The organism is Pedobacter sp. L105 (assembly GCF_009765875.1).
In the GTDB taxonomy this organism is placed as follows: Bacteria; Bacteroidota; Bacteroidia; order Sphingobacteriales; family Sphingobacteriaceae; genus Pedobacter.
Genome location: NZ_LMUP01000002.1, coordinates 191047 through 214554, shown reverse-complemented (window position 1 = coordinate 214554; position 23508 = coordinate 191047). Strand labels below are relative to the sequence as shown.

Genomic DNA, 23508 nt, shown 5'->3' with positions numbered 1-23508 from the left:
AAATTAGACGATCTTAAATCATGAACAATAACGACACTAACCGCCTTTCCCGACTGGTAGCAATTTTGACCCAGCTGCAAACCAAACGAATTGTAACCGCACCAGAACTGGCTAACAGGTTTTCTGTAAGTACCAGAACTATTTACAGGGATATCAGGGCATTGGAGCAATCAGGTGTACCCGTCTTGACAGAAGATGGCAAAGGTTACACTTTAATGGAGGGTTATAGGGTTCCGCCAGTTATGTTTACCGAAAAACAGGCTAATGCGTTAGTTCTTGCCGAACAATTAGTGTTAAAGAACAAAGATGCCTCGTTTGTTAAAGATTATTCAGAGGCAATTGATAAGATCAAAGCTGTATTAGGACATAAAGTAAAAGACAAAGCTAACCTGCTTGCCGTTCGTACCCGATTTAGTCAAAATATTAACAGTGAAAAAAATAGCAATAACCTGTCTGATCTGCAATTTGCGCTTACTAATTTTTCTGTAGTAAAAATCGAATATCTCAATGAAGCTGACCAGGCTACTGAGAGATTAGTAGAGCCTTTTGCCCTACTCAGCACAACAGAGAATTGGTTATTGGTTGCCTGGTGCCGTTTACGCAATGATTTTCGATAGTCAGTATAGGGCGCTAGTAACTAATGCAAGCCAGGGAGCGGTTTTAAGGACAGATTTATAATTTCCGGAATAGGTAAGATTGCTTTCGCGTACACTCATTGATATTGATTGGCATTGTATGCTGAATAAGAAGATGAGCTTTCTACAGATGCTTTTGGTAGAAAAATCGGAATTTCAGGTTTTTCTACTAAATCTATTAATTATTAAAACTTAGATGCCATTATATCAGTAGGTTACTTAGGTTTCTAATAGATTCTATAAGGCTCTTTTAATCATAGTTTTATTTCTATTCACCAAAAAAGGCCATATTTGGTGAATACGTTCACCAAATATGGCCTTTTTTGGTGAATAGGAACAACCTGCCTAGGCTGGCCGCCTGTATAGCTAAAATATCTTCATGATCAGTTTATATTCCAGCAGATTAATATTTCTATATTTTATATGAGGAATTACCTTCTTTTAAAATAAGATGTCTTCACTTGGGTATATGGTTATTTATACATAATATTTTTATATGTTATCAAAAATTGTTTATATAGATTTAAATATTAATTAAATATAAAATATATTTTGTTTTTAGATGTTAATTCAAGAATGTTCGTATATTTGTATTGTAGTTCTTAAGTGTTAGAGACTGATGAACTTTTTATAAATTGATGGTATTCTATCAAAGAAACTTTGCATCTGTAGACCTAGTAAATCTAAAAACACGCAAAGTTACGGATGATAAAATGCCCAATTTCTTTACCTTTGCGGTAGAGATATGGGCGTTCTCCGTATTGCGTGTTTAGAGAATTCGTTCTCACCCATACTAGGGGGTACAGATGCGTACGGGGAGCGACCATATTTCTTTTCGCTCCCCTTACAAGTTTCCTTGTTCAATGCCTTAAAATGGATAACAATGGAAAATCGAAATTACAGCTTATTCTGTTTTAATCATTTAGCGAATGCCCACAGGCATTTTACAGATCATCAAACTGTGCTGTTTGGCTCTGTCACTTCCATTAGAAACAAGGCGTTCTTTAAACCACCCAGCTAAACTTTCCGCTTTTTAACTTAATTCTCCATCACTAAAAAACAAGGATTTAATCCTAAAGGCCTTCCTATGTCTAAAATTTCGTTGAGGAAATAGGAGAGGGACAATCAGCCCTTACTCTGGTAAACTAAATACATACCACAATGCGAATTAACCCGATCCATTCATTTAAAAACATCATCGAACCTCCGGACTGAAGATGAATGCACACGCGGCCGGCTATTTAGGTTGGTTACTGGTAATACTTCTCGGCCGCTGTGCATTTTATTAACCGCTTATTCTACCTATAATTCCTCCTAATACATCATTTAAATTTTTAGCATCTCAAAAAATGAAAGCAAAAAACTGCTTAATGGGCATGTTATGCCTAAAAATATCGTCTATGAATGGGGTATTAGCTTTCCTCATTCTATTGAGTAATTTTTGTTTAAACCGCCCGGCAATGGCAGAATCGATAAATGCTGCAAAGCTCATCACCATAGCTACCCCTTTACATCAATCTGCTAAAAGGTTTATGTATAATTCTGAAAATGAACCACAAAATATTAACCCTAAAAAAATGAAACAGATGAAATCCACATTAAACCGAACTTCCAAACTAGCTTTATCACGTGTAAATGCAAAACGCAATCAGGTTGTCGTTACATCGCCTGCTAAAAAGAACGTAGTATTTGAAATTGTTTTAGAGGAGGGAACGATCAGCAGGCCTTTTCTAGTGGTCTATGAGAAAGGAATAGATCCTCATAGGTTGTCAAATACCATAAAAACAGAAATACAGCCTAAATCTAATACTGGCAGCTCATACATCTTCGAACTGAAAGGTCAATCCAAACCTTTGTACTTCTCCTTATTGCTGACTGGTTATCTAATGGATATAACAGTAGCCAGGGAATTTCACTTTGAACCAGGAGACGATATTAAAATAACGGTACATAAAACTGATGTCTCAAATATTTATGATCTTGACTTTTCTGGCCGTGCTTCTGGAAAATACAGATGCCAGAATGAATTTCTATATGCGGTGGAAACGGATACGGTAAAAGTATCGCCAGAGTTCACAAAAGATAATCAGTATCACAAGGACAACCAGTCGTTCAGATATACTAACCTGCTGTATGATCTCATAGAGAAGTATCAGCCAGAAATGTCTGATTATTCATATCACCTGTTACATGCTGATGTGCTGGGGCATATGGGAAGACATCTTCTAACAGATCTGCAGGTTAAGCTACATGATCAGCTGTCAAAAAAAGATATAACAGGCTTCAATGCTTTAGCAAAGAGTTTTTCTGATCAATACCAATTTGATGATGGGCGCAATATCCCGGATAGTGTTTTATTAGATTCTAAAGAATATGCGCTGTTTATGATCGAAAGGATAAAAACGAAAGTTTTAATTGATTTTGAAACTGTGAGTTATGCCATTGTATATGAAAGAATTAAAGGAGAGGCTAACGAAGCTTTAAGGGATAAAATGATCGCTGCGCTGTTTAAATATTATGTCAGGTTAGAGGATGATAATGGATCAATGATAATCGATGCACTTGCTGTAGTGAAAGATAAGGAATGTCTGGATATCCTGAAAAAACTTATTGACTATCAGGAAGTTTAAAAGCTACCTGAATGTAAATGGTCGTTAATCAATATGCGAGAATGAATCAATAACTGTAAAATCAACTTATAATGAATAATCAAACTCCTCCTGTCATTCCCAATCCCGAATTGAACCTATTGGTTACTTATACCGATCCAGAGAAAGTTGCATCAATTGATAGCTACTACGAAAGCTTGTTCTCTAGTTTACGATTATCCGGAATATTGACTGAAGAAGAAAAGGAGGGACAGCGTGCCTTTTTATCTCATGAATGGGAAGAAAGGCTCTTCCCATTTCTAAACTTTTGGAATGTAAAAATATATGGATAGTAATGTTAATTCTTGGTTATAGGAATTTATTTTGTTAGTGATATTTTATATAATCTTAATCGCTCACCGCCCGGTCACGAGCCTGACCATGCTTTGATCTAATCAGGGGAAAGTCCGTCTGCCTGAATAGTAAGTTCGTATTTTTAACTAGTAAAAACGTCCTTAGAGCGTATCCAAACGGACTTTCCCGGACTTATACAAAGCCGTCCCCCAACAAGCCGAGTACAAACTCTGGTTATTATTTCCTGGATTTTTAAGGACAGATCACTAGTGCCCTTTATCACCCCCGGAGTTTTTCAGCAGGATAACCGTATATGGATAAAAATGGAAAAAGTATTTCGGCCCTAAAAGTACCGGGCTTTTCTGCAGCTCTTTTGCAGTAAGAAAAATTTACTGTCCATACTCCAGTACCCTGAAAGTACCCGGTATACGGATTGCTTTTTTTCCTTCAAATTCTGTACTTTTAAAATCTGAAGTAGGCAGGAAAATATGGTGAGTGGTATAATCTAAAGCGATGGTGCGGGCTCCCAGAAATGTTTTAATGTTTTCTATTACCTTAAATTGATTCGCGCTAATTTCTTTAATCACAGTTAATGTACCGTCGCCATTAGAGCTGTAGGCAAGTTTTAATGAAGGGTCAAAAGCTACGCCGTCGCATCCGTCACCAATAGGAAGGGTGCTGATCTTTTTACCGGTCTGCGCATCGAGTACTATCAATACTTTATTTCCACAGCCAACAAATAAGCGGGAAGTGAGCCTGTCGATAGCTAAGCCTGAAGGTTCTTCTCCACCTTCCAGTTTAAAGCGTTGTAAAACTTTAAGCGTTTTGGCATCGATAGATAAAACATCATTTTTATCTTCAATATTCACAAATATTTTTCCTTTTCCGTTAGATACAGCAGTTTCTGGTTTTCCACCCAGAGGAATGGTAGCAATAACTTTGTCCGTTGCCGGATCAATTACACTCATATCCAGGCTACGTCCGTTACATACATATATTTTTTTCGAAAAATCATCATAAAAGATAGCGTCAGGATTTTCACCGGCTTTAATCTTTTTGATAACCGCATTGGTACTGATATCAAAAACAGTTAAGTCGCCAGCTTTTCCATTAGTGGTATAACCTTTTTTCAGATCGTGCAGGATCAATATACCATGTACGCCAGGGGTATTGGTGATTACCCCGAGAGAATCACCCGTTTTTTCATTCAGGATATTCACTTGTGTACCGTGCGAAACATAAAGCTTTTGCTGGGCATGATCGGCAAGGAGATAATCCCATCCGGCATCACTATATATCTTATCGGTACGCAATAAATGAATACCGGTTTTTGTTTGTGCATCGGTTTGTATTGCTGTACAAAAATTGATAAGCAATAGGGCTATTGAGGCTGTTTTTAATATTGACATAGTTTTTCTTTTTTCAAGTATATTTTTTTTATCGGCAGGCTGCCCGCTTGGTTTTAATGTCGAAGCTCCTTTCACAAAAAAAGAGATATACTCTGAATTAATTCTGAAGATAGAAAGAAAAAGGCATGAATATTTATCAATTTATTTGAGAGGAGGTGGTTTAATGGGGTCTTAATATGATTGTTACTATAGTGTTAAAATTAAGTTATTGATTTGCTCAGCACCAGAAAATCAGTATTTATCCAGTTTTAACAGGTTTCTTTGCAGCAGCTGATCATTTGCCCGGCAACCGGTATTCCTATTCAAAAAAATGAAGAAAACTTTAAGCAACTTTATCCTGCTCATTTTTATAACAGTATTTGCCCAATCTGCAGTGAAGGCACAATCAAACGATTTAAGACTTGTTTTTATACGTCATGCAGAGAAGCCGGTTAAGGGCGATAATTTAACTTGTCAGGGTTTAAACAGATCCAGGATGCTGCCAGCTGTGATTGTGGCTAAATTTGGAGTTCCGGAATTTACCTTTGTACCCGGTTTGGGTTTGGGAGATTCAACAAAACATGCAAGGATGTTTCAAACTGTTGTCCCTTTGGCCGCCCGATACAACCTGGTGATCAACAGTAGTCATAAACAAAAGGACCCGATAGGTTTAACAACCGATCTGTTAACGAGAAAGGGTACGGTGCTGATCTGCTGGGAGCATTCAGGAATCCCCGCTATTATCAGTGCCCTGGGCATTAACAGAAACGACCTGATCTGGCCTGATGACGATTATGATAGTATATGGATCGTTACGTTTAAACAGGGTAAACCGTCATTTACTAAAGATAAAGAAGGTTTACAACCCTCTTCCGGATGCGATTTGTAATAAGGTGCTGTACAGTATATTGCCGGGCTCAGCAGATTTATACTTTTGTTGACCGAATGATATTCTTCAATGATGGCTTGTTTTTAAGATTAACTTCATTATATTCAGAAATAATTCAAAATTAGAAATTAATTTTGCTCTAATAAATATCATTTCTCAAACTTTTTCTATGACAAAACAGTTACTCTAATGTTTACTAATAAATAATTCAATTTGTCACTGTCGTTTCGGAATAGAAAAACAAAATTGGCTTCCACGGGGAAGTTGATGTATCCGCTTTTGGATAAAGCCCAGTTGAAGAAGCTTAGTTTTCTTCTCCTTATTTTAGCTCCTTTTATTAGTGCTGCACAAAAAGTAGATAGCACAGCCCAGGTTACCACGCTGGTGAAAGGGAAAGTTATGGACGCTGTTAGCGGGCAGTCGCTGGCATCTATCAATATTAGTTTTAGTGACAATCACATCGGTACCAGGTCTGACGCAGAAGGATCATTTACGCTGAGCGCCCCGGGTTTATTCAGCAGGGTAACGTTTTCTTATGTAGGTTATCAGTCGGTAACAAAAATAATAAAGGCTGGTCAGGTTAATGAGTTGCAAATTAGGCTTCATGGTAGTCAGAACCAGCTAAAAGAAGTTGCTATCAGCTCTGGGAAACTGAAGAAGTACAAAAACAAGGGAAACCCCGCTGTGGAACTGATTCAACAGGTAATTAACCACAAGGAGCAGAACCGTATGCAAAACACAGATTATCTTCAATATGATCTGTATGAACGTATCGGCTTATCCGTCTTCGATATGTCTCCAAAGCTGCTTAATAGTCACTTTTTCAGCAAATATAAGTTTATGCTGGATACAGCCTCAAGAATAAACGGGCAAAAACAAACCTCTCTTCCGGTTTATTTTAATGAAAAGCTGTCCCAGAACTTCTACCGCAAAAATCCTGAAAAATCTATTCAGGTGCTGCATGCAGAGAAAGGGATTAATATTATCAAATTCATTGATACTGTAGGTCTGGATACTTACATGAACCGTTTATATGGAAACAGTATCGACATTTATAAAAACAATATTTTTATTATCAGTAACCAGTTTTTGAGTCCAATCTCTGATCATGCCCCTGATTTTTACAAATTCTTTATTCAGGATACCGTAAAATTGGGCAATGAAAAATTGGTTGAAATCAGTTTTACTCCGCGGAATAAAGGTGATCTGTTATTTGAGGGAAAGTTGCTGGTTACGCTGGACGGCAACTATGCCGTTGAATCCTGCGAATTGAATGTAAACCGGCAGATCAATATCAATTTTATGCGTAGCCTGAAAGTCCGTCAAGACTTTAAGAAATTCCCCGGAGGACGTTATTACCTCATGAAAAGTGACGTAGCGGCAGATTTCGGTGTTTTAAAGAACAAAGGAATGGGTGTTTTTGGAGAACGAACGGCTGTTTTTTCAAACTATAAACTGGATTCGCCGCTTGTAGCCGATTTTTACAAAGGTAAGAGCAAGCAAAGCCTGGTCGGTTCCAGTCAGACGGACACAAGTTATTGGGCACAGCATCGTACAGACACGCTAACCAGTCAGCAGGCCCAGGTTTATGCCAAAGTTAACAGGTTACAAAATATGCCTTCCTTCAAAAGGACAACCTGGATTGCCTCTGCAATTACCGGAGGTTATGCAAACGCGGGACCTATACAAATAGGCCAGTTGGGCTCTTCTTTTTCTTTTAACAATCAGGAGGGGGGACGTTTCCAGATCGGTGGAAGGACTACACCAAAATTTAATGAAAATATCTATCTGGATGGATATGCCGCCTATGGTACAAAAGACCAGAAAGCGAAATATGACGTAAGTACCTATTTTTCACTAAATAAAACACCTCCGTACCGTTATCCAAATGATTATTTTAAAGTAAGTTATTTGTATGATGTTAACCTGCCAGGACAAACCTTTGCCATTAATAATTCGCAGGCTGCATTAACTTCATTTCATACAGGCAAGACAGATTACTGGTTATACAATAGAATTTATTCGGTAGCTTATGTAAAGGATTTTGAAAATCACTTTTCCTACAATATTGGTATAAAAAACTGGAACCAGCAGGCTGCGGGAACATTGGTTTATCAGATGAATGATGCCGACCATACGGTTATACATGACCTGACCACGAGTGAAGTTGATCTGTCCTTACGTTATGCACCCCATGAGCAGATCATCCAGGGAACAATGTTGCGCCATACCATCCATAGCAAATATCCGATATTCAATTTGCAGATCAACCATGCCTTTAAGGGGTTTCTTGATGGGGCTTATTCTTATACCAACATGAGTGCAAATATTTACAAGCGGTTTTATTTTTCTCAGCTTGGATATGCTGATGTCACCGTATTGGGCAACCTGATCAGCGGGAAGGTTCCGTTTCCGCTATTGAATATCAGTCCGGCTAATCAATCTATCGCTTATGATCCCAATGCTTACAACCAGATGGACTACCTGGAATTTGTAAGTGATCATTATGTAGGATTTAATTTTACGCAAGCCTTTCAAGGCTTCTTCCTGAACAAAATACCTTTGATAGAACACCTCAAATGGAGGGAATATTTATCCCTTAAAGTTTTATATGGTGGTTTACGTAACGAAAATAACCCTTTGTTTAGTCAGGGCCTGTATCAATTTCCCACAGGATCAAATGGAGGAAATGGTACTTATAGTTTAGGTAATACACCTTATACAGAGGCTGGTTTTGGAATAGGTAATATCTTTAAAATATTACGTGTAGATTTTATCAAACGTTTCAATTACCTGGAACACCAGGGTGTTAACCCTTACGGTGTTAAGCTTAGTTTCAGTCCTGATTTTTAAGCTGTTGCTAAAATTCAGGCTGATTTTTACTGCTAATAGATAGTCAAAAAACTTCTTCAAAAAAGAAGCGGGGATAATCCTTTCAGATTATCCCCGCCATCTAATTAACGCTCTCATATACATAAGCGTTAAAAATGGGAGATTATTGTGTTACCGTATATTTTTTTTTAAATATTTAGCAGGATAATAGAATAAAAGGTCAGTTACCTGATTTTACCCTCTTTTGTTCAGTATCAGATGCGTTGACATGCGTGGCAACTGCTTTGATCAGGCTGCTTCCAAAATTATAGCTAAACGTTATCCTGAAAACCCGGGTTTCTTCTTTTTGTATCAGCTGGTAATCCTGACCCGGTATCGCGCTGCTGATCCTTGCTTTCATGAAATTGAATACATCGTTTGCTGCCACTTTTATATTTGCCCTGTTGCCGGCGAATGATTTGCTTAATCCCATATCCATATTATATAGTGGTTTTACAGCATAAGTGCCATAAACCTGCGCCGACTGGTAGTTCATGGAAAGTTCTGCGTTGATGGTGGGCGTTATAGTAAAGGATTGCGTGGTGTTTAGCAGGTATGAAGTTTTTCCGCTGTGAAATGAAGCACCCATCAGATCAGGTGAGCTGAAGCTCCTGTAAAAAAGGGTAATAGTATTTGTCGTATTCCACCACTTTGTAATGGTTAATGGCATACTTACATTCAGATTATAGAGGTTCTGTGCCGCCAGATTCTGATCTTTGATCAGAATAGTTTTTTTAATTGTATCTGTAATCAATGTGGTGGTAATTACATCTCTGGTATGGCTGTACCCAAGTGTGGCATTAAGTATCTTTTTATAACTGTAAGAAAACTCAAATGAATTGGTATACTGCGGATTGAGTAATGGATTTCCCTGGGCATACGTATACAAGTCGTTAAAATACAGAAAGGGATTGAGTGACTGATAATCAGGCCGGTCAATTCTTCTGCTGTAAGAGAACCCAATATCATTCTGGTCGGATAATTTCTGGCTCAGGGAAAGATTGGGAAACAGGTCTGTATAATTTCTTTTCACTATTTGCTGAAGGGTAGGAGAGTTGCCTTCTGAATGGGTAAGTTCTGTACGTAAACCAACCTGAAGGGAGGTGGAGTTAAATTCAGTATTTAGATTGGCATAAGCGGCATTCACGTTTTCTTTATAAATGAACCTGTTACTCCTTGATGGGTCATTTTTCCACGTGTTAAACTGAAAGTCTTCAAATTGGAAATCATTATCTGTTTGTACAAAGCTGCTTTTTAACCCGGTTTCCAGTTTGGTTTTTGCCGTAAATGGAATGGTATAATCTAATTTGCCCGACCATATTTTTACGGTAGAAGGTGTTGCATTCCGATAGATAACCGGTGTTTTAAAAGACTGGCCAAGATTATTGTAAAAATAATTGTTATATACAGTCTGGCTATTGCTTCGGAATTGTGAATAATCTGCATCTGCACTGAGCTCCTGCCCGGAAGTATCTAGTACGGATTTGTAATTCAGGTTATAGGATTGATTTTTAAAGCTGGCTTTACCGGTGTTTTCGGCCAGGATGGAAGAATCTGTTTTAGAGGGCTGGTTACCTATCCATGTTTTATTTTCATTGTTACTGGTGTTGTTGTTGATATACCCGTTAAATAAGAGGCCTATCGTGTTTTTTTTATTGATGGTATAATCCAGCCCGGCCCTGTAGTTGTTGTTCTGCAGTTTAGTGATGTTACGCCCCTGCTGACTAAAATAAGTAGTTTCATTGCTTGCTTTTGTACTGCGTTCAAGATCCAGATCCTGGTATTCTTTATCATTTGTATAAGTATAACTGCCAAAAACATTCAGGTTTTTAGTGCGGTGATTAAAGTTGATCCCGGTATTGTTCTTGTAAAATTTACCGTAACCTGTACCTGCGGTAACAGTACCATTGGTTCCGTAATTACTGTTTTTCTTTAATTTTATATTGATGATGCCTCCACTGCCTGAAGCATCATAGGTTGCAGGGGGACTACTCATCAGCTCAATGGTTTCAATCGTATTCCCTTCAGTAGAGCGTAATAAAGTAGCCAGTTGTGCAGCAGATAAATAGGTGAGTTTTCCGTTGATCATTACATTGACCCCGCTTTTACCTTTTAAACTAATATTTCCTTCCCTGTCTACCGTAACACCCGGTGCTTTGGAGAGTATTTCCAGGGCTGAGTTTCCAGCAGACAGGATACTGCTGCCTACATTGAGTATCGTCTTTCCGCCTTTTGTTTCTATCAATGGTTTTTTACCATTGATATTGACTGTATTTAACAGTTTTGTCTCCGGTTGCAGCAGGATGTTTTTTAACGTAATTTCTTTGTTTCCGATAGTTAAGCTGAAAGGATTACTAACTGATTTATGGTAGCCTATCCATTCTACGGTAACCAGGTAAGTCCCTGATTGTACCTCTTCAAAAAAGAAGTTTCCATCAACTGATGTTAATGTAGTTTTGACGAGTGTTGAATCTGATGTCTTTGCTAATCTGACAGTGGCGAAACCAGCAGGCTTCTGCTGTTCATCTGATACATACCCTTTAATGATGGTTTGCGCTTCAATGGACGAAGCTGCAAGTGGGACAAAAGAACATAAGAACAAAAATTTACGGATAGTTTGCTGCATAAGAGAGTTAAGAAATTTAGCGTAGTTTTTTAATATTTCTAATTTAGTATATCCGGTATTCTTACAGATAACTTTAACATACTTTAACATGGTTTGACGTTCTGATAGAAATTTGAAAATAACTTGTAATTTGTTAACATGCTGATGTTTATCTCAGGACAAAAATTTTTATTAATGTAATTAGCTTGGTAAAATTATTTCTTAGCAGTCAATGGATGATGAAAAAGAAATCTATAATAACTATAAAAAGGAAACCTGAAAAAAGTAAAGCCTACCGTTCTATACCGGATGGTTAGCCTAGCAGTAAGGTATTTGATATCGATTTTTCAGGAATTTATTCTTATGCAAACTATATCAGCTGGAAATTTGACGACCGGCTGGAATTGATCCAATCTGCAACCCGTCGCCACGTCTTTTTGATTTAGTTTTAGCCCCGTCCCTTTTTTCTTAAGTGATCGCCTATAGAGGTTGGGTTTTCAGGATAAGAAAGAGACATTGGTTTTTCGGTTCGGCTTTCATAACGCAAAAAAAAAACAACGCATGTGTGCCTTTTTATGATAGTTGGTAGCATAATAATGGAAGGATCATTTGTATAAGAAACTATCATTATTCCACCGTTTAATAATAATAATGCTAGTAATGACAAATATTACAACAGAATGGTGTACTGTGGCCGCTTCACACAGTATTCTTTCTACCTGGCAGGCTTAGCGAAATGGCTTTTTATTTCACTACGACTCATAAAGGGCCCTTTTCAAATCTTTATAACTGTTCGCTTAGCCTAAAACAAAATTACATGAGGTATATAGATTCATGAGATACTGTTAATTCATTATGTTTTAACTTATTGCTTTTGTTGCAAATTTTATAAAAGCTGTTTAATAACACCTAGATTAATATTTCGATTGCTTCGGACTATCGCTTTATTGCTAGCTCTAATAAGTACATTATGTTCGGTCAAAATATCTATCCATCACCAAGTTTTGAAAATATAAGAATGTTTTCAAATAATTTTTAGAGTTTTTTAGGATTTAATATAATTTATCTAAATTGGGGTGAAAAACCTTTATAGAGGGTTTTTTTAAATATTTGATAGCGAAAAAAAACTGGTAGAGTAGAAGACTCATAATCTTTTGGTGCCTGATTCGAGCTTGTTCTATGAGAACGCAGAGGAACTATATATATCGGGATTAATAATCAAATAGAATTGCGTACTAAAAATTCAAGGTGAACATTACTTTTTTTTGGGTAATTCTTGTAACAGCGAAGGAAGATCAAGATATCTGGAAGCCAAAAACATTGCTGAAAAAGGGATGAAGAGATATTTTGATATTATGGGGATAATTGTTGTGCCATCACTTCCAAAAAAACCGAAATACCAATACGAAATCATTGTAATCGTAAATACAAGGTTAAGGCTTGAACCAGCAACCACTTTTAGATAATTTTGAGGAAACATTTTAAAAAAGAAGTGATAAATCAAATACATTGAGCCGGCTGTTACAAAAGGGAATAATACCCAAGTAGAAATGCCAAAACATCCCGCAGCTATTGCCATATCTCCATGATCAGTAATCACTCTTAGCGGTGCATAACTTAATAAGTTGGCAGCTCCCATTAATGATAGCCAAAATAAAAACATTGTAGCGCCACGACTTGATCGTATACGGTCCAGTTTAGTTAGCCAATAACATAAAAAATAGAGTAAGCCATTACCAATTCCGGCACCCGCAAGAGCGATTATTCCTCCCGATACACCATTGCCACTGTCTATAATTTGCTTGTAATTTACGTTTTCGTCGATATCACCTAACAATATAATATTACGCCATGTTGGACTACCATAGTCAAGTGCAAGGGGATTTTCTTTAAAACCTAAAATCCAAGCAAGAAACGAGTGCGAATATTCATGTGACAGGTAGGCTATTGCATGCGTAAAGAGCACCAAAAACATTGTTAGTAGTGCGAATTTCAGATTGACTATAGTCAATTTTTTTAGGGTCGGCTTAAATGAAGTCATTGTTCGAAATTAGATAAAAAAAAGATAATCTAATTTATTCAACATTGCTTCCGAAAAAAATATTAGAAAACTTAAATCAATCTTAACACGATTTGAAAAAGTGTTTGAGTAAAAGATTATGAGTCTTGTAGCCTAACCGCCATATTAAAGGCAAAATGTCCTTTTCTATCTTACAAAAGCAGTTTACGAACTATTTTTAAAAATGCAAAATTTGGTCTGTTACGTATTTGTTACGGTTTTCTTCCGAGAGTAATGAATAACGGTCATTGCATAATCAAAGCAATGCTCAACATCATCGGTTAGTTTTTTGTGAAAGCTCTTTGCACTAGCAACACGCTCCATTATGGTGCATTCCACGAAGACGTATTTATCTCCATCTACATAAAAGGAATCGGGAGAACCCCTACTGGTCTTTTACTTTCCAATTACTGATCCTGGTGTACCATTAGGTACGACCTTGCACATGCAACAAACAGCTGTAGAAATCCTGACAAAGTGGGTTAATCATTTCTTTTGCTTGTAACTTGCTTTTTTGATTATATCAACTATTCCCTCATTCTCAACAATGAACATCCCTAAGCGTTCACTAGAGATGCCATCTGTTAATTTGTATGTAAATCTTACTTTTTTCTCCTCATAGGAGGTATCTAAATACTTGAATGAAATGTTTTTGTATTTATTTAATACTTCGGCTAACTCCATGATGTGAGTAGAGATTAAAAAAACCGAATTATGTATATGGGTAAGTTCTGAGATAATTAGTAAAGAAGCGTCAAATGCATCTTTAACGTTGGTACCCTTAAACAATTCATCTAATATAATGAACATTTTATCATTTTCAAGTAATGCAGAAGCAATCTGTTTTACCCTTTTGACTTCACTATAATAGTGGCTTAATCCCTGGTTGATATCGTCAGGCAAATTTATTGTTGTGATTAAGCCATTGAATATTGTTGTTTTCATCGCTGTAGCAGGTACAGGAAAACCCAAGTGTGATAAATAAATAATTAAGCCAAGGGATTTAAGCAAAGATGATTTTCCTGACATATTTGAACCTGTTAAAAAAAGAATATTATCTTCTCTTTTAAAGACGATATCATTTTTTACCGGATTCGGTATTTGTGGATGAAATAAACTGATTATAGAAACATTAATATCATCGCCATCTATATATTCTGGAAAGCACAAACCCTTCTTCTTTGTTGTTAAAGCCAGACTTTCTAAGACATCAAATTCATATACAATTTGCAAAAATTCAAAAATTTTGTCTTTTTCCTCACCTCGAAAGGCATGATCAAGTTTGGTTATTTGATAGAAGTTAAGAGTATCTTCATTAAGCCTAATTGCATCACATAATAATCCAACCTCAATAATTGATTTGATTTTTTCTGAAATCTTAATCAAACTGTCGGGTACATCATCCTTTGCCATTATCTCTAAATTAAAAGTAGAGATATATTTCACTAGTTTTATAAGATTTTTAAGCCCTGTCTTAATTATATAGTAATCATTACTGGAGTTTTTTGTAACATACTTTACAAATGAATCGATCAAATTTTTTTCAGATTTTCTTCCATTGGAGTTTAGATAAAATTCTATTAAATCTAAATTCTCGTTTTTTATCTCGAGACTTAATTTATTATCAAAGAAATATTTTATCGCATCTCTCCTGGATGAAATATATTGAATATCAGTGCTTGGATTTTGCATTATTGCTTTTAACAAATCCCTTGCGCCTAATGTTCTTGTACCTTTGAACATATTATAAATAGGCTCCGAGTAACTGTCAAATATGTTTAGATCCCTATATGTTTGATTATCAATATTAAAACTCATAATGTAGTTTATATTAAAAATTTGTTTATTGCTATTCTTTTCAAAACTAAGGCTATAAAATAATGATCTAAACTGACAGATTAAAATACATTATATCACATAACCATATTTTATTTTTAAAATAAATTATTCCAAAAACACCTATTACTTAGCAGTCACTAAACTAATAATCGAAAATCATCGCTTAATGTTAGTAATAGTGTATTATTGATGTTACATCAATAATACACTAAATCTTATTATATAAATTTATAATAATAAAGAAATTAATTTATTAACTTACAAAGAACGAAATATATTACTTTAATCTCAAAATTCAAATAAATAAAACATATGCTAATCAGAAAACATCTATTTTTCACTCTCCCATTTTTATTTTTCATGAGTTGTACTAAAGATTCAACTAAAATTGAAGATGTAAATCGGAATTTATCCGTTGCTACAAAGCAGGTTCTAAAATCAACGTCGATATTGGAATTGAGACAAAGTTATAGTTTGCTTTCTTCAAATGATAAGCAAAAACTATGGAACGCTAAATGGAATGCCATTTTGAAAAATGATTCATTGACACTCAATACACGACAAAAAGCAATAATAGTCGCAATTCAAAATTTTGTAAATTCAGTTACTGTTGAAAAATTATATGAAGATCCCTCTCAAGGTGAAATTTTTCTAAAAAAAAATTTACCGTATTTCGGTGAAAATTTCACCAGAAAGCAGCTTTACTTACTTATCGAATGTGCATATTTTAACGACAATTTTTCAATCCAAAAAGCCGATAATTATATAAATGATTTAAATAATACTTCAAACCGAATATTAATACCAAACGTTGTCACTAGTTGTGATTGTTACTATTCCATTTCTTGCGGAGTACTAAACGCTACCTGTAACGACAACTCATGTAGACAGAAAGGCACGTGTGGCATTACTGGTTCTTCTAATTGTACCGGTACATGTTCTAATGATATTTAGCTGTATTATTATTGCTTAAAGTAATCAATAACATTACGTAATTTAATCTTTTTTACCTTGTATAAATTGTATCTATATTTCAGTCTCTTTTCGATTATTTTATTCTTCTCGTGTAAAGAAGAAAAGCCTATATTTAAATCCAACCCAATAGATGTGGGAATTGTACAACCAAGTGAAACTAAGAATTCTAATTTAACAATTTACAATGTCGGCAATTCTAAACTTAATATTATTAATTACATAGTTAGTTGTGAATGTATATCAATTAAATTAAGAAAAAACGTCATTATTTTACCTGGAGATTCTTTAAAAGTGCCATTTAAAATATTAGCTTCAGGTAGTCATTCAAATCTTGACAAACTTGTGTTGTTTACTTTCAAAGATAATACTGAAAACATATTTGAGAGAGTCTATATAAAATATCATACTATGTAGATAAGTCATATGTATTCAAAAATTTATTAAACGAATGGTGCCTCCCCATTCGTTTGGCAGGAGTTAGTCTCTGCTTTTTTTCTAACTTTTTCAAGCGTGGATTGTGTTATCAATTCCATTGTAGCATGTTTTGTAAAATGGAGAAACGAAGTCCATCATTTTGGTTTTCCAGTTTAGCTTTGTTTCGTGAGTTTTGCATGCAGCCAAATGAAGTTATCCAGATATACATCTTTATTAGGAGGGGTTACAGTTACTTCAATTGCTTTTTCTAATTTTCCTGATACTAAGTCCATCGACTTGTACCAGTTATAATTTGATGGATCAATTGTAAGCTAACACTACAGCAAATGGAACCTGTGCTGTAGTGTTAGCTTACGTTGTAAGTAGTAATCTAAAATGAAGCCAGGACGAATCGCCCTAGCTGTCATCACCTGTCCATCTTTTACTGATCTTCTCTAGCCGTCCTATTTTAGTAGGTTTATTAAATGGAATAATTGTAGCTAAAACAGACGCTGAACAAATCACCGCCGCAAATATTCAGTCTGTAATAGATGGAAAAGCTATAGATATGCCGACTAAAAATCTTTAAAAAATCAATAGTGTTAAATTACAAACCGGATTAGTTTTATAAGTTTTTTGTAAAGTGGTCGTTTTACATATCGCCGTTTTACTCATCTCAGATCCTATTCCCGATTTGCTAAACTATCGCAATAATTGATTTTTCAATCCTCGACCGGAGTGTCTTAAACCACTCCGGTAAAGGATATTCATGCTTAGTAAATCTATAAGAGCAAAATGCATTTTTTAAAACATAAGGATCTTCAACATTATAGTAGGAAAAGCCAAAATTGGTTTTCCAATCTCCTTATAACCATAGGCTTAATGATGTATTAAGTTAAAGCGGACAATTTCAAGTTTAAAAATGGCAGGATTCCGTTGCAACGTATAGCTTTGCAGTTAAAATCAAAATTGATTATCGTGATAAAAAAAGCACAAATATTAAAATAAACTTGGATGATTCTACGTTTTATAAAATGTTCAAACATGTAAGCATATTAAAAACATTTGATTACTCTGAATTAACGATTGGAAGAACACAAGCTGAATTGATTTTTCCAATGGGCTTATTGTCTTATCTACTAAAAGCGGTTCATCTAGACCAAATATTGATATCCACACTATTGACTTCAGTATAGCGAAGTTACTTCACATCGATAAAGAAATAGGATCAAAAATTTACTTCAGGCCGTCTGTTATAAGTACAGTACTAAAACCGACTGATTCAAAAACAAATGGATGGGTATGCGTGATAACCTTCAATCAGGAAAGCTTAACCGCAGTTTTTGATATTTTTCGTATAGCAGGTTCAATATTCTTACAGATAACTTGAACAATCTTTAACAGGGCTAGATATTCTGGTGGAAATTGAAAAAATGAATCGCAAATCATTATTATATTGATATTTAGGTCAGAACAAATGTTTTTATTAATGCAATCAGCTTAGTAAATTTGTTTCTTAATAATTAATTATTAATGAAAAAGAAATCTATAACTACTGCAAAAAGGAAACCTGCTAAAATTAAAACCTACCGTTCTATACTGGATGATGAGCCTATCAGTAAGGTATCTGACATCGATTTTTCAGGAACATATTCTTATGCGGACTATTTCAGCTGGAAGTTTGACGACCGGCTGGAATTGATCAGAGGAAAAGTATTTAAGATGAGTCCTGGGCCATCTACCACACACCAGCATTTATGTGGTTTGTTGTACATTAAACTTTCTGCAGTATTATCCTGCCCGGGCTGTGAGCTTTTTATCTCGCCATTTGATGTTAGGCTGCCTAAGAAATCTACTGCTGATGAAGACATTTATACAGTAATACAGCCGGATATCTGTATGGTTTGTGATCAGAATAAGATTGATGAAAGAGGATGTATAGGCGCGCCTGATCTTATTATAGAGATTTTATCAACAGGAAGTAACAAAAGGGAACTCATAGACAAGTTTGAAATTTATGAAGAAGCAGGTGTAAAAGAATATTGGGTAATTCATCCAAAGAAAAAGTACTTCTATATCTACCAGCTGAATGAACATCAAAAGTATCAATCTACTGGCGGGAATTTTTATAATAAGGAACTGATATCTGCGGTTTTTCCGGAATTTAAATTCAATCTGGAAGACCTTTACCGCGCCAGAATAGGCTTAGGGAAATGGGGGTAACAGTAATTGAGGATACTTCTAAAATCTCAGCGAAAGACCGGTTTACTATGGTCTTCCGCTGAGGTTGTATAATTATTTAGCAATCAGTCCTCTGTTAATTTCCATTGGTTGTATTTTAGGATCATGTCCTCTAAAATCGCGGAACATTTTACCATAATCTTCCGTATTTCCTCTGGAAAGGATCATATCACGGAAACGCTGACCATTTTCCCTGTTCAGGCCGCCGTGCTCTTCGAACCAGGAATAAGCATCATCATCCAGCATTTCTGTCCATAGATAAGCGTAATAACCTGCAGCGTATCCTCCGCCCCAGATGTGGGAGAAGTAGGAAGTGCGGTAGCGTGAAGGAACTTCAGGAAGATCGAGTTTTAACTGATGTAATGATGCTTTCTCAAAATCATCTGTTTTTTGCAGTGCATCTCCTGCAGGTAATTTATGCCATGCTAAATCCAGGGAAGCAGCAGCAAGCAGCTCAGTAAGCTTGTAACCCTGGTTAAAGGCCGCTGCTTTTTTAATCTTGTCTACTAAAACCTGGGGCATTGGTTTGCCTGTCTGGTAGTGTACAGCGTAATTTTTTAATATTTTTGGATCCAGTGCCCAGTGCTCATTGAATTGAGATGGAAACTCTACAAAATCACGTGCAACACTTGTTCCCGAAAGGGAAGGGTACTGCTGACTAGCGAAGAACCCATGCAAGGCATGTCCAAATTCATGGAACATCGTGGTTACATCGCTAAAGCTGATCAGGGCCGGCTGCCCTGCTGCGGGTTTGGTGAAATTACATATATTATAAATCACTGGCTGAGTACCCAGTAATTTGGATTGGCCTACCATATTTGACATCCAGGCCCCTCCATTTTTATTGTCGCGTTTAAAATAATCGCAGTAGAATAAACCAATTTTAGAATTGTCTTTATCGAATACTTCAAAAACCCTTACGTCTTTCTGGTAAACAGGCAGGTCATGACGCTCTTTAAAAGTTAAGCCATATAGTTGGTTAGCCGCGTAGAAAACACCATTTTGTAATACTTTATCCAGTTCAAAATAAGGTTTGATCTCATTTTCATCAAGGTCATATTTTTCTTTCCTTACTTTTTCTGAATAATAGTTCCAATCCCAGGGCTGTACTTTAAAACCGCCTTTTTCTTTATCGATCTGCGCCTGTATCTCTGCTGCTTCTGTTTTAGCTTTGGCGGTTGCAGCAGGCACTAACTGCGCAAAGAACTGGTCTACTGCTGCTGGTGTTTTAGCCATTTGGTCGCTCAGTTTCCAGGCTGCATAACTAAGGAAGCCTAATAATTTTGCTTTGTCGGCACGCAGCTTAGCCAGTTTAGAGATGGTACCTCTTGTGTCATTGGAATCATTCTGTTCAGCACGGTTCCAGGAGGCATTGAATAATTTTTCGCGCGTTGAACGGTTACTTAATGATTGCAGCAAGGGCTGCTGAGTGGTATTTTGTAATGGGATTAACCACTTTCCTTCCATTTTTTTTGCTTTTGCATCCTGAGCTGCGGCGTCAATATCTGATGAGGAAAGTCCTGCGAGTTCTGCCTTGTCTGTAATCACGAGTGCTCCGGCCTTATTGGCTGCCAGCAGCTGGTTGGAGAATTTGGCATTTAAAGACGCCTCCTGTTCATTGAGTTTTTTAAGCAGTATTTTATCAGCATCAGATAACTTTGCACCAGCCAGGATAAATTGCTGGTAGTCATATTCCACCAACCGTTTTGACTCTGCGTCCAGTTTCAGGTTTGCGAGGTTATTATAAATAGTTTCTATTCGTTTGAAAAGTTTGGCATTCAGGTAAATGGCATCATTATGGGCTGCTTGTCTGGGAGCAATTGCTTCTTTTATAATTTGTAAGCTGGGATTGGTATTGGCCCCTGTCATCAGGTCAAACACATTGCTTACCCTTGATAACATGGCCCCACTTTTTTCCATGGGTATCATGGTGTTTTCAAAGGTCGGCGCAGCTGTATTATCAGCAATGCGCTGCATTTCTTCCAGCTGAATTTTCATTCCCTGTTCCAGTGCGGGCTGAAAGTCTCCATTTTTTATATGATCAAAGTCGGGTGCATGATAGGCCAGTGTACTTGCCTCTGCAAAAGGGTCTGTAGACGATGAACCTGTTTTCTCGCTGCCCGCCTGGTCATGCTTATTATTGCAGGCAGAAGCTGCAGCGATGATGACCACCAAAGGCATAATAAAAATTTTCTTCATTTTATAAATAAGGTTTAGTTTATCCGAATTTACATAAAATATGTAAAATACCGGTGTTAACGGTTGGTGAGAGATAACGCTCTGATGAGAAGTGTTTGGAAATGATATGCATACTTACTCACACTTAATGTGGATAAGTATGTTAAGTGATTGATAATAAGTAAAATTTAATGTGGATTACTCACACCTGCATAGAGGTTCATTAGTATTGCAGTAAGACGTCAAGTAAATGTTCTATATCAAAAGGCTTGATGATAAAATTGTCAAAACCAGCATCCTGATATTCATTTTCAATATTGGAATTGCAGCTCATGGCGATTACAGGAAGATCCGGAAAATCTTTTTTGATGAGTTTGCAGAGATGTGTACACTCTTCGCCATATAACCTAAAATCCAATACTACCAGTTGGGGATTGAAAATAGGGATTTGAGAAATTATATCTTTGCACAAAAGTAAGGGTAAGACGGTGTATTCCCCTTCTTGTAAAACGATGGTTATCGTTTCCAGCAGATCGCAATCAGCATCCTGTACAATCACTTTCTTCATCCCCGTAAAAGTTAAGATCAAAAAATGTGATTCGAGAGCATTTGATGATTAACCGAATATAATGATTTAAAAGGATAATCTGTTATCCATCAGCTCTTTTAAAAAAAGATATACAATTGAAACTTTTTATTCTGTATTTTGGTTTAATCCAGCAATAAATCATTTAACTATGCCCGAATTACCAGATCTTGAAGTTTTTAGTCATAATCTTGATCATCAGCTTAATGGTAAAGAGCTGAAAGAGATCTCCGTTAAGAATATTAAAAAATTGAATGTACCTGTAAAGGAGATACAGCAGGCACTGGAAAAACAAAAGCTTAAAAAAGTATACCGTTTAGGTAAGGAATTATATTTTGAATTTGAAAATAAGGCTGTCCTGAGTATGCACCTGATGCTGAACGGAGAACTTCAGCTGCTAAAGAATAAAAAAGAGCTGCCAAAATATACAATTGTTGACCTGCTATTTAAGGATGGAACAAGTTTAACCCTCACCGATTTTAGGGGGATGGCAAAGGCAACACTCGATCCGGGTGCTGATGAGGCACCTGATGCACTGGCGAAGGAAGTAGATCCGCATTTTTTTAAGCAGGTATTAAATTCGAAAAAAGCTGCAATTAAGAACGTACTGACAGATCAGCATGTGATCCGTGGTATTGGTAATGCCTATGCAGATGAAATTCTTTGGGAGGCAGGCATATCGCCTTTTTCGGCTTCAGACAAAATTCCTGATGCCAAATTAAAAGACCTGTCAAAAGCTGTCCGGCATGTATTGGAAAATGCAATCAAACAAATCAAAAAGGTTCACCCGGAAATTATCTCTGGTGAAGTGAGGGATTTTCTAAAGATCCATTCTCCTAAAAAAACAAATAGCCCATCGGGAGTACCCATAAAGATGAAAAAAGTAGGTGCGCGAAAAACCTATTATACTGATGAACAGGAACTTTTTTAAATAGGTAGGCTTTTTTTAATAGTTTGCGGCCCTGTTTTCAGGGCCGTGTATAATTTCTGACAATTGCTGCAGTAGAAAGTCTGGCGTTTACCTCTGCCCAGGTATTCTTTATGGAAGGGAAGGTTACAGCGCAGACAGATTTTTTGGCGATAAGCCAGCCAGTGTTTTTTTAAGGTAAACTCCTTTTTCCAGTTTAAAAAGTCGAAGCTATAAATTCGTGCTTCAGCAATCAGGATTTTTAACTTTGCGGGAGGTAATTTGCCTATCTGACTTAAGGGATGTACCCTGATGCGGTACAGCACCTCATTTTTGATAATATTTCCTACGCCTGAAAATATTTCCTGATCTAGCAGGGCATCGCAGACCAGTACATCAGGTTTTAAGCCCAGCTTTTTCAACGCAGCTTTTGGGTTCCACTGATCGGATAAAACATCGGCCGACCAGTCGTAGGTTTTATTGATATCGCCTTCTATATATGTAAGCGAGCAGGTATACAAGTTAAACTCTGCGTCAATAAATTCCAGCCGCAACCTTTCTGCTGTTCCTTTTCGCTCGTTAATGCGGTAACTGCCAAACATCATGAAATGCACCCTTAATGTAAATCCATCAAAGCAGATCAGGAAATGTTTACCCCAGCTTTTAATGGCTTTCACCTGCTGGTGAAGCATTCTTTCTATATCAATGCTGGTATTGCCGCTAACAGCAATCACTTCCTTTCCAACCAAATGCAGGGGTTCTAACAATTCTTTTAAGATGATGATGGATGGTCCTTCTGGCATGATATTAATTTGTGTTGCATATAAATGATGAGTTGCAACAACAACTGATTTCAATAATGGTTTAATATTTAGCTGATCCGGAACCGCATGATCATCTGGCAGATCATTCATTTCATGATATGATAATTTAGAAAGTTGATAAAAATTTATAACTTCATCAGCTTCTCCAAAATTGG

General features: G+C 36.4%; 16 protein-coding genes. 9 read left to right on the top strand and 7 right to left on the bottom strand.

The genetic code is table 11. From position 1 onward, the window contains the following. Positions 1 to 20 precede the first annotated feature (20 nt). From GSQ84_RS02075 to GSQ84_RS02065, 3 genes are all read left to right on the top strand, one after another. Entirely contained in the window at positions 21 to 617 is a 597-nt protein-coding gene (locus GSQ84_RS02075; protein WP_158795593.1) for a YafY family protein, read from the top strand. A gap of 1478 nt (positions 618 to 2095) precedes the next feature. Beyond that, positions 2096 to 3265, top strand: a complete 1170-nt coding sequence (locus GSQ84_RS02070) for a hypothetical protein (protein WP_158795592.1) — start codon at positions 2096 to 2098, stop codon at positions 3263 to 3265. Positions 3266 to 3336: 71 nt separating this feature from the next. Beyond that, positions 3337 to 3576 carry a hypothetical protein gene (locus GSQ84_RS02065; RefSeq protein ID WP_158795591.1) on the top strand — a complete coding sequence of 80 codons (240 nt, stop codon included), beginning with the start codon at positions 3337 to 3339 and terminating at the stop codon, positions 3574 to 3576. A 390-nt stretch (positions 3577 to 3966) separates the two neighbouring features. On the opposite strand, the gene GSQ84_RS02060 is transcribed toward GSQ84_RS02065, so the two are convergent. Continuing rightward, the gene (locus tag GSQ84_RS02060) at positions 3967 to 4986 is read right to left on the bottom strand and encodes a YncE family protein (RefSeq protein WP_158795590.1); all 1020 of its coding nucleotides are present in this window, start codon (positions 4984 to 4986) and stop codon (positions 3967 to 3969) included. A 310-nt stretch (positions 4987 to 5296) separates the two neighbouring features. Here GSQ84_RS02060 and GSQ84_RS02055 point away from each other — a divergent pair, with 310 nt between their 5' ends. Both GSQ84_RS02055 and GSQ84_RS02050 read left to right on the top strand, forming a co-directional pair. Next, positions 5297 to 5854 carry a histidine phosphatase family protein gene (locus GSQ84_RS02055; RefSeq protein WP_158795589.1) on the top strand — a complete coding sequence of 186 codons (558 nt, stop codon included), beginning with the start codon at positions 5297 to 5299 and terminating at the stop codon, positions 5852 to 5854. A 213-nt stretch (positions 5855 to 6067) separates the two neighbouring features. Beyond that, positions 6068 to 8707, top strand: coding sequence for a DUF5686 and carboxypeptidase-like regulatory domain-containing protein (locus GSQ84_RS02050; RefSeq protein ID WP_158795588.1), 2640 nt, complete (start codon positions 6068 to 6070; stop codon positions 8705 to 8707). 199 nt (positions 8708 to 8906) lie between these two features. Here the strand turns inward: GSQ84_RS02050 and GSQ84_RS02045 are convergent, their stop codons facing one another. From GSQ84_RS02045 to GSQ84_RS02035, 3 genes are all read right to left on the bottom strand, one after another. Next, a complete protein-coding gene (locus GSQ84_RS02045; RefSeq protein ID WP_158795587.1) occupies positions 8907 to 11351 on the bottom strand; it encodes a TonB-dependent receptor domain-containing protein in 2445 nt (814 codons plus the stop codon). A gap of 1234 nt (positions 11352 to 12585) precedes the next feature. Continuing rightward, positions 12586 to 13371: a hypothetical protein gene (locus tag GSQ84_RS02040; protein ID WP_158795586.1), complete on the bottom strand. Its 786-nt coding sequence runs from the start codon at positions 13369 to 13371 to the stop codon at positions 12586 to 12588. Between the two features lie 504 nt (positions 13372 to 13875). Continuing rightward, a complete protein-coding gene (locus GSQ84_RS02035; protein ID WP_158795585.1) occupies positions 13876 to 15207 on the bottom strand; it encodes a hypothetical protein in 1332 nt (443 codons plus the stop codon). 333 nt (positions 15208 to 15540) lie between these two features. On the opposite strand from GSQ84_RS02035, the gene GSQ84_RS02030 reads away from it, so the two are divergent. From GSQ84_RS02030 to GSQ84_RS02020, 3 genes are all read left to right on the top strand, one after another. Then, positions 15541 to 16182 (top strand): bacteriocin fulvocin C-related protein, encoded by a 642-nt coding sequence (locus tag GSQ84_RS02030; protein ID WP_216848848.1) that lies wholly within the window; start codon positions 15541 to 15543, stop codon positions 16180 to 16182. A gap of 57 nt (positions 16183 to 16239) precedes the next feature. Beyond that, positions 16240 to 16617: a DUF1573 domain-containing protein gene (locus GSQ84_RS28320; RefSeq protein WP_371416346.1), complete on the top strand. Its 378-nt coding sequence runs from the start codon at positions 16240 to 16242 to the stop codon at positions 16615 to 16617. A 1533-nt stretch (positions 16618 to 18150) separates the two neighbouring features. Next, positions 18151 to 18840, top strand: coding sequence for a Uma2 family endonuclease (locus GSQ84_RS02020; protein WP_158795582.1), 690 nt, complete (start codon positions 18151 to 18153; stop codon positions 18838 to 18840). 72 nt (positions 18841 to 18912) lie between these two features. On the opposite strand, the gene dcp is transcribed toward GSQ84_RS02020, so the two are convergent. Then, positions 18913 to 21057: a peptidyl-dipeptidase Dcp gene (dcp, locus tag GSQ84_RS02015; RefSeq protein ID WP_158795581.1), complete on the bottom strand. Its 2145-nt coding sequence runs from the start codon at positions 21055 to 21057 to the stop codon at positions 18913 to 18915. A 202-nt stretch (positions 21058 to 21259) separates the two neighbouring features. Next, a complete protein-coding gene (locus GSQ84_RS02010) occupies positions 21260 to 21604 on the bottom strand; it encodes a response regulator (RefSeq protein ID WP_158795580.1) in 345 nt (114 codons plus the stop codon). A 169-nt stretch (positions 21605 to 21773) separates the two neighbouring features. Between GSQ84_RS02010 and GSQ84_RS02005 the strand changes: the two genes are divergently transcribed. Then, complete coding sequence (locus tag GSQ84_RS02005) at positions 21774 to 22553, top strand: Fpg/Nei family DNA glycosylase (protein WP_158795579.1); 780 nt, start codon at positions 21774 to 21776, stop codon at positions 22551 to 22553. Here GSQ84_RS02005 and GSQ84_RS02000 read toward each other — a convergent pair. Continuing rightward, entirely contained in the window at positions 22550 to 23443 is an 894-nt protein-coding gene (locus GSQ84_RS02000; protein WP_254070760.1) for a DNA-formamidopyrimidine glycosylase family protein, read from the bottom strand. The two genes, GSQ84_RS02005 and GSQ84_RS02000, sit on opposite strands and share 4 nt — an antisense overlap. Positions 23444 to 23508 lie beyond the last annotated feature (65 nt).

Coding starts and splice junctions, on each gene's coding strand:
- GSQ84_RS02060 (WP_158795590.1), bottom strand. CDS start 4,986: ATGTCAATATTAAAAACAGCCTCAATAGCCCTATTGCTTATCAATTTT.
- GSQ84_RS02075 (WP_158795593.1), top strand. CDS start 21: ATGAACAATAACGACACTAACCGCCTTTCCCGACTGGTAGCAATTTTG.
- GSQ84_RS02055 (WP_158795589.1), top strand. CDS start 5,297: ATGAAGAAAACTTTAAGCAACTTTATCCTGCTCATTTTTATAACAGTA.
- GSQ84_RS02000 (WP_254070760.1), bottom strand. CDS start 23,443: ATGAATGATCTGCCAGATGATCATGCGGTTCCGGATCAGCTAAATATT.
- GSQ84_RS02020 (WP_158795582.1), top strand. CDS start 18,151: ATGAAAAAGAAATCTATAACTACTGCAAAAAGGAAACCTGCTAAAATT.
- GSQ84_RS02035 (WP_158795585.1), bottom strand. CDS start 15,207: ATGAGTTTTAATATTGATAATCAAACATATAGGGATCTAAACATATTT.
- GSQ84_RS02045 (WP_158795587.1), bottom strand. CDS start 11,351: ATGCAGCAAACTATCCGTAAATTTTTGTTCTTATGTTCTTTTGTCCCA.
- GSQ84_RS02010 (WP_158795580.1), bottom strand. CDS start 21,604: ATGAAGAAAGTGATTGTACAGGATGCTGATTGCGATCTGCTGGAAACG.
- dcp (WP_158795581.1), bottom strand. CDS start 21,057: ATGAAGAAAATTTTTATTATGCCTTTGGTGGTCATCATCGCTGCAGCT.
- GSQ84_RS02005 (WP_158795579.1), top strand. CDS start 21,774: ATGCCCGAATTACCAGATCTTGAAGTTTTTAGTCATAATCTTGATCAT.
- GSQ84_RS02040 (WP_158795586.1), bottom strand. CDS start 13,371: ATGACTTCATTTAAGCCGACCCTAAAAAAATTGACTATAGTCAATCTG.
- GSQ84_RS02030 (WP_216848848.1), top strand. CDS start 15,541: ATGCTAATCAGAAAACATCTATTTTTCACTCTCCCATTTTTATTTTTC.
- GSQ84_RS02070 (WP_158795592.1), top strand. CDS start 2,096: ATGGCAGAATCGATAAATGCTGCAAAGCTCATCACCATAGCTACCCCT.
- GSQ84_RS02065 (WP_158795591.1), top strand. CDS start 3,337: ATGAATAATCAAACTCCTCCTGTCATTCCCAATCCCGAATTGAACCTA.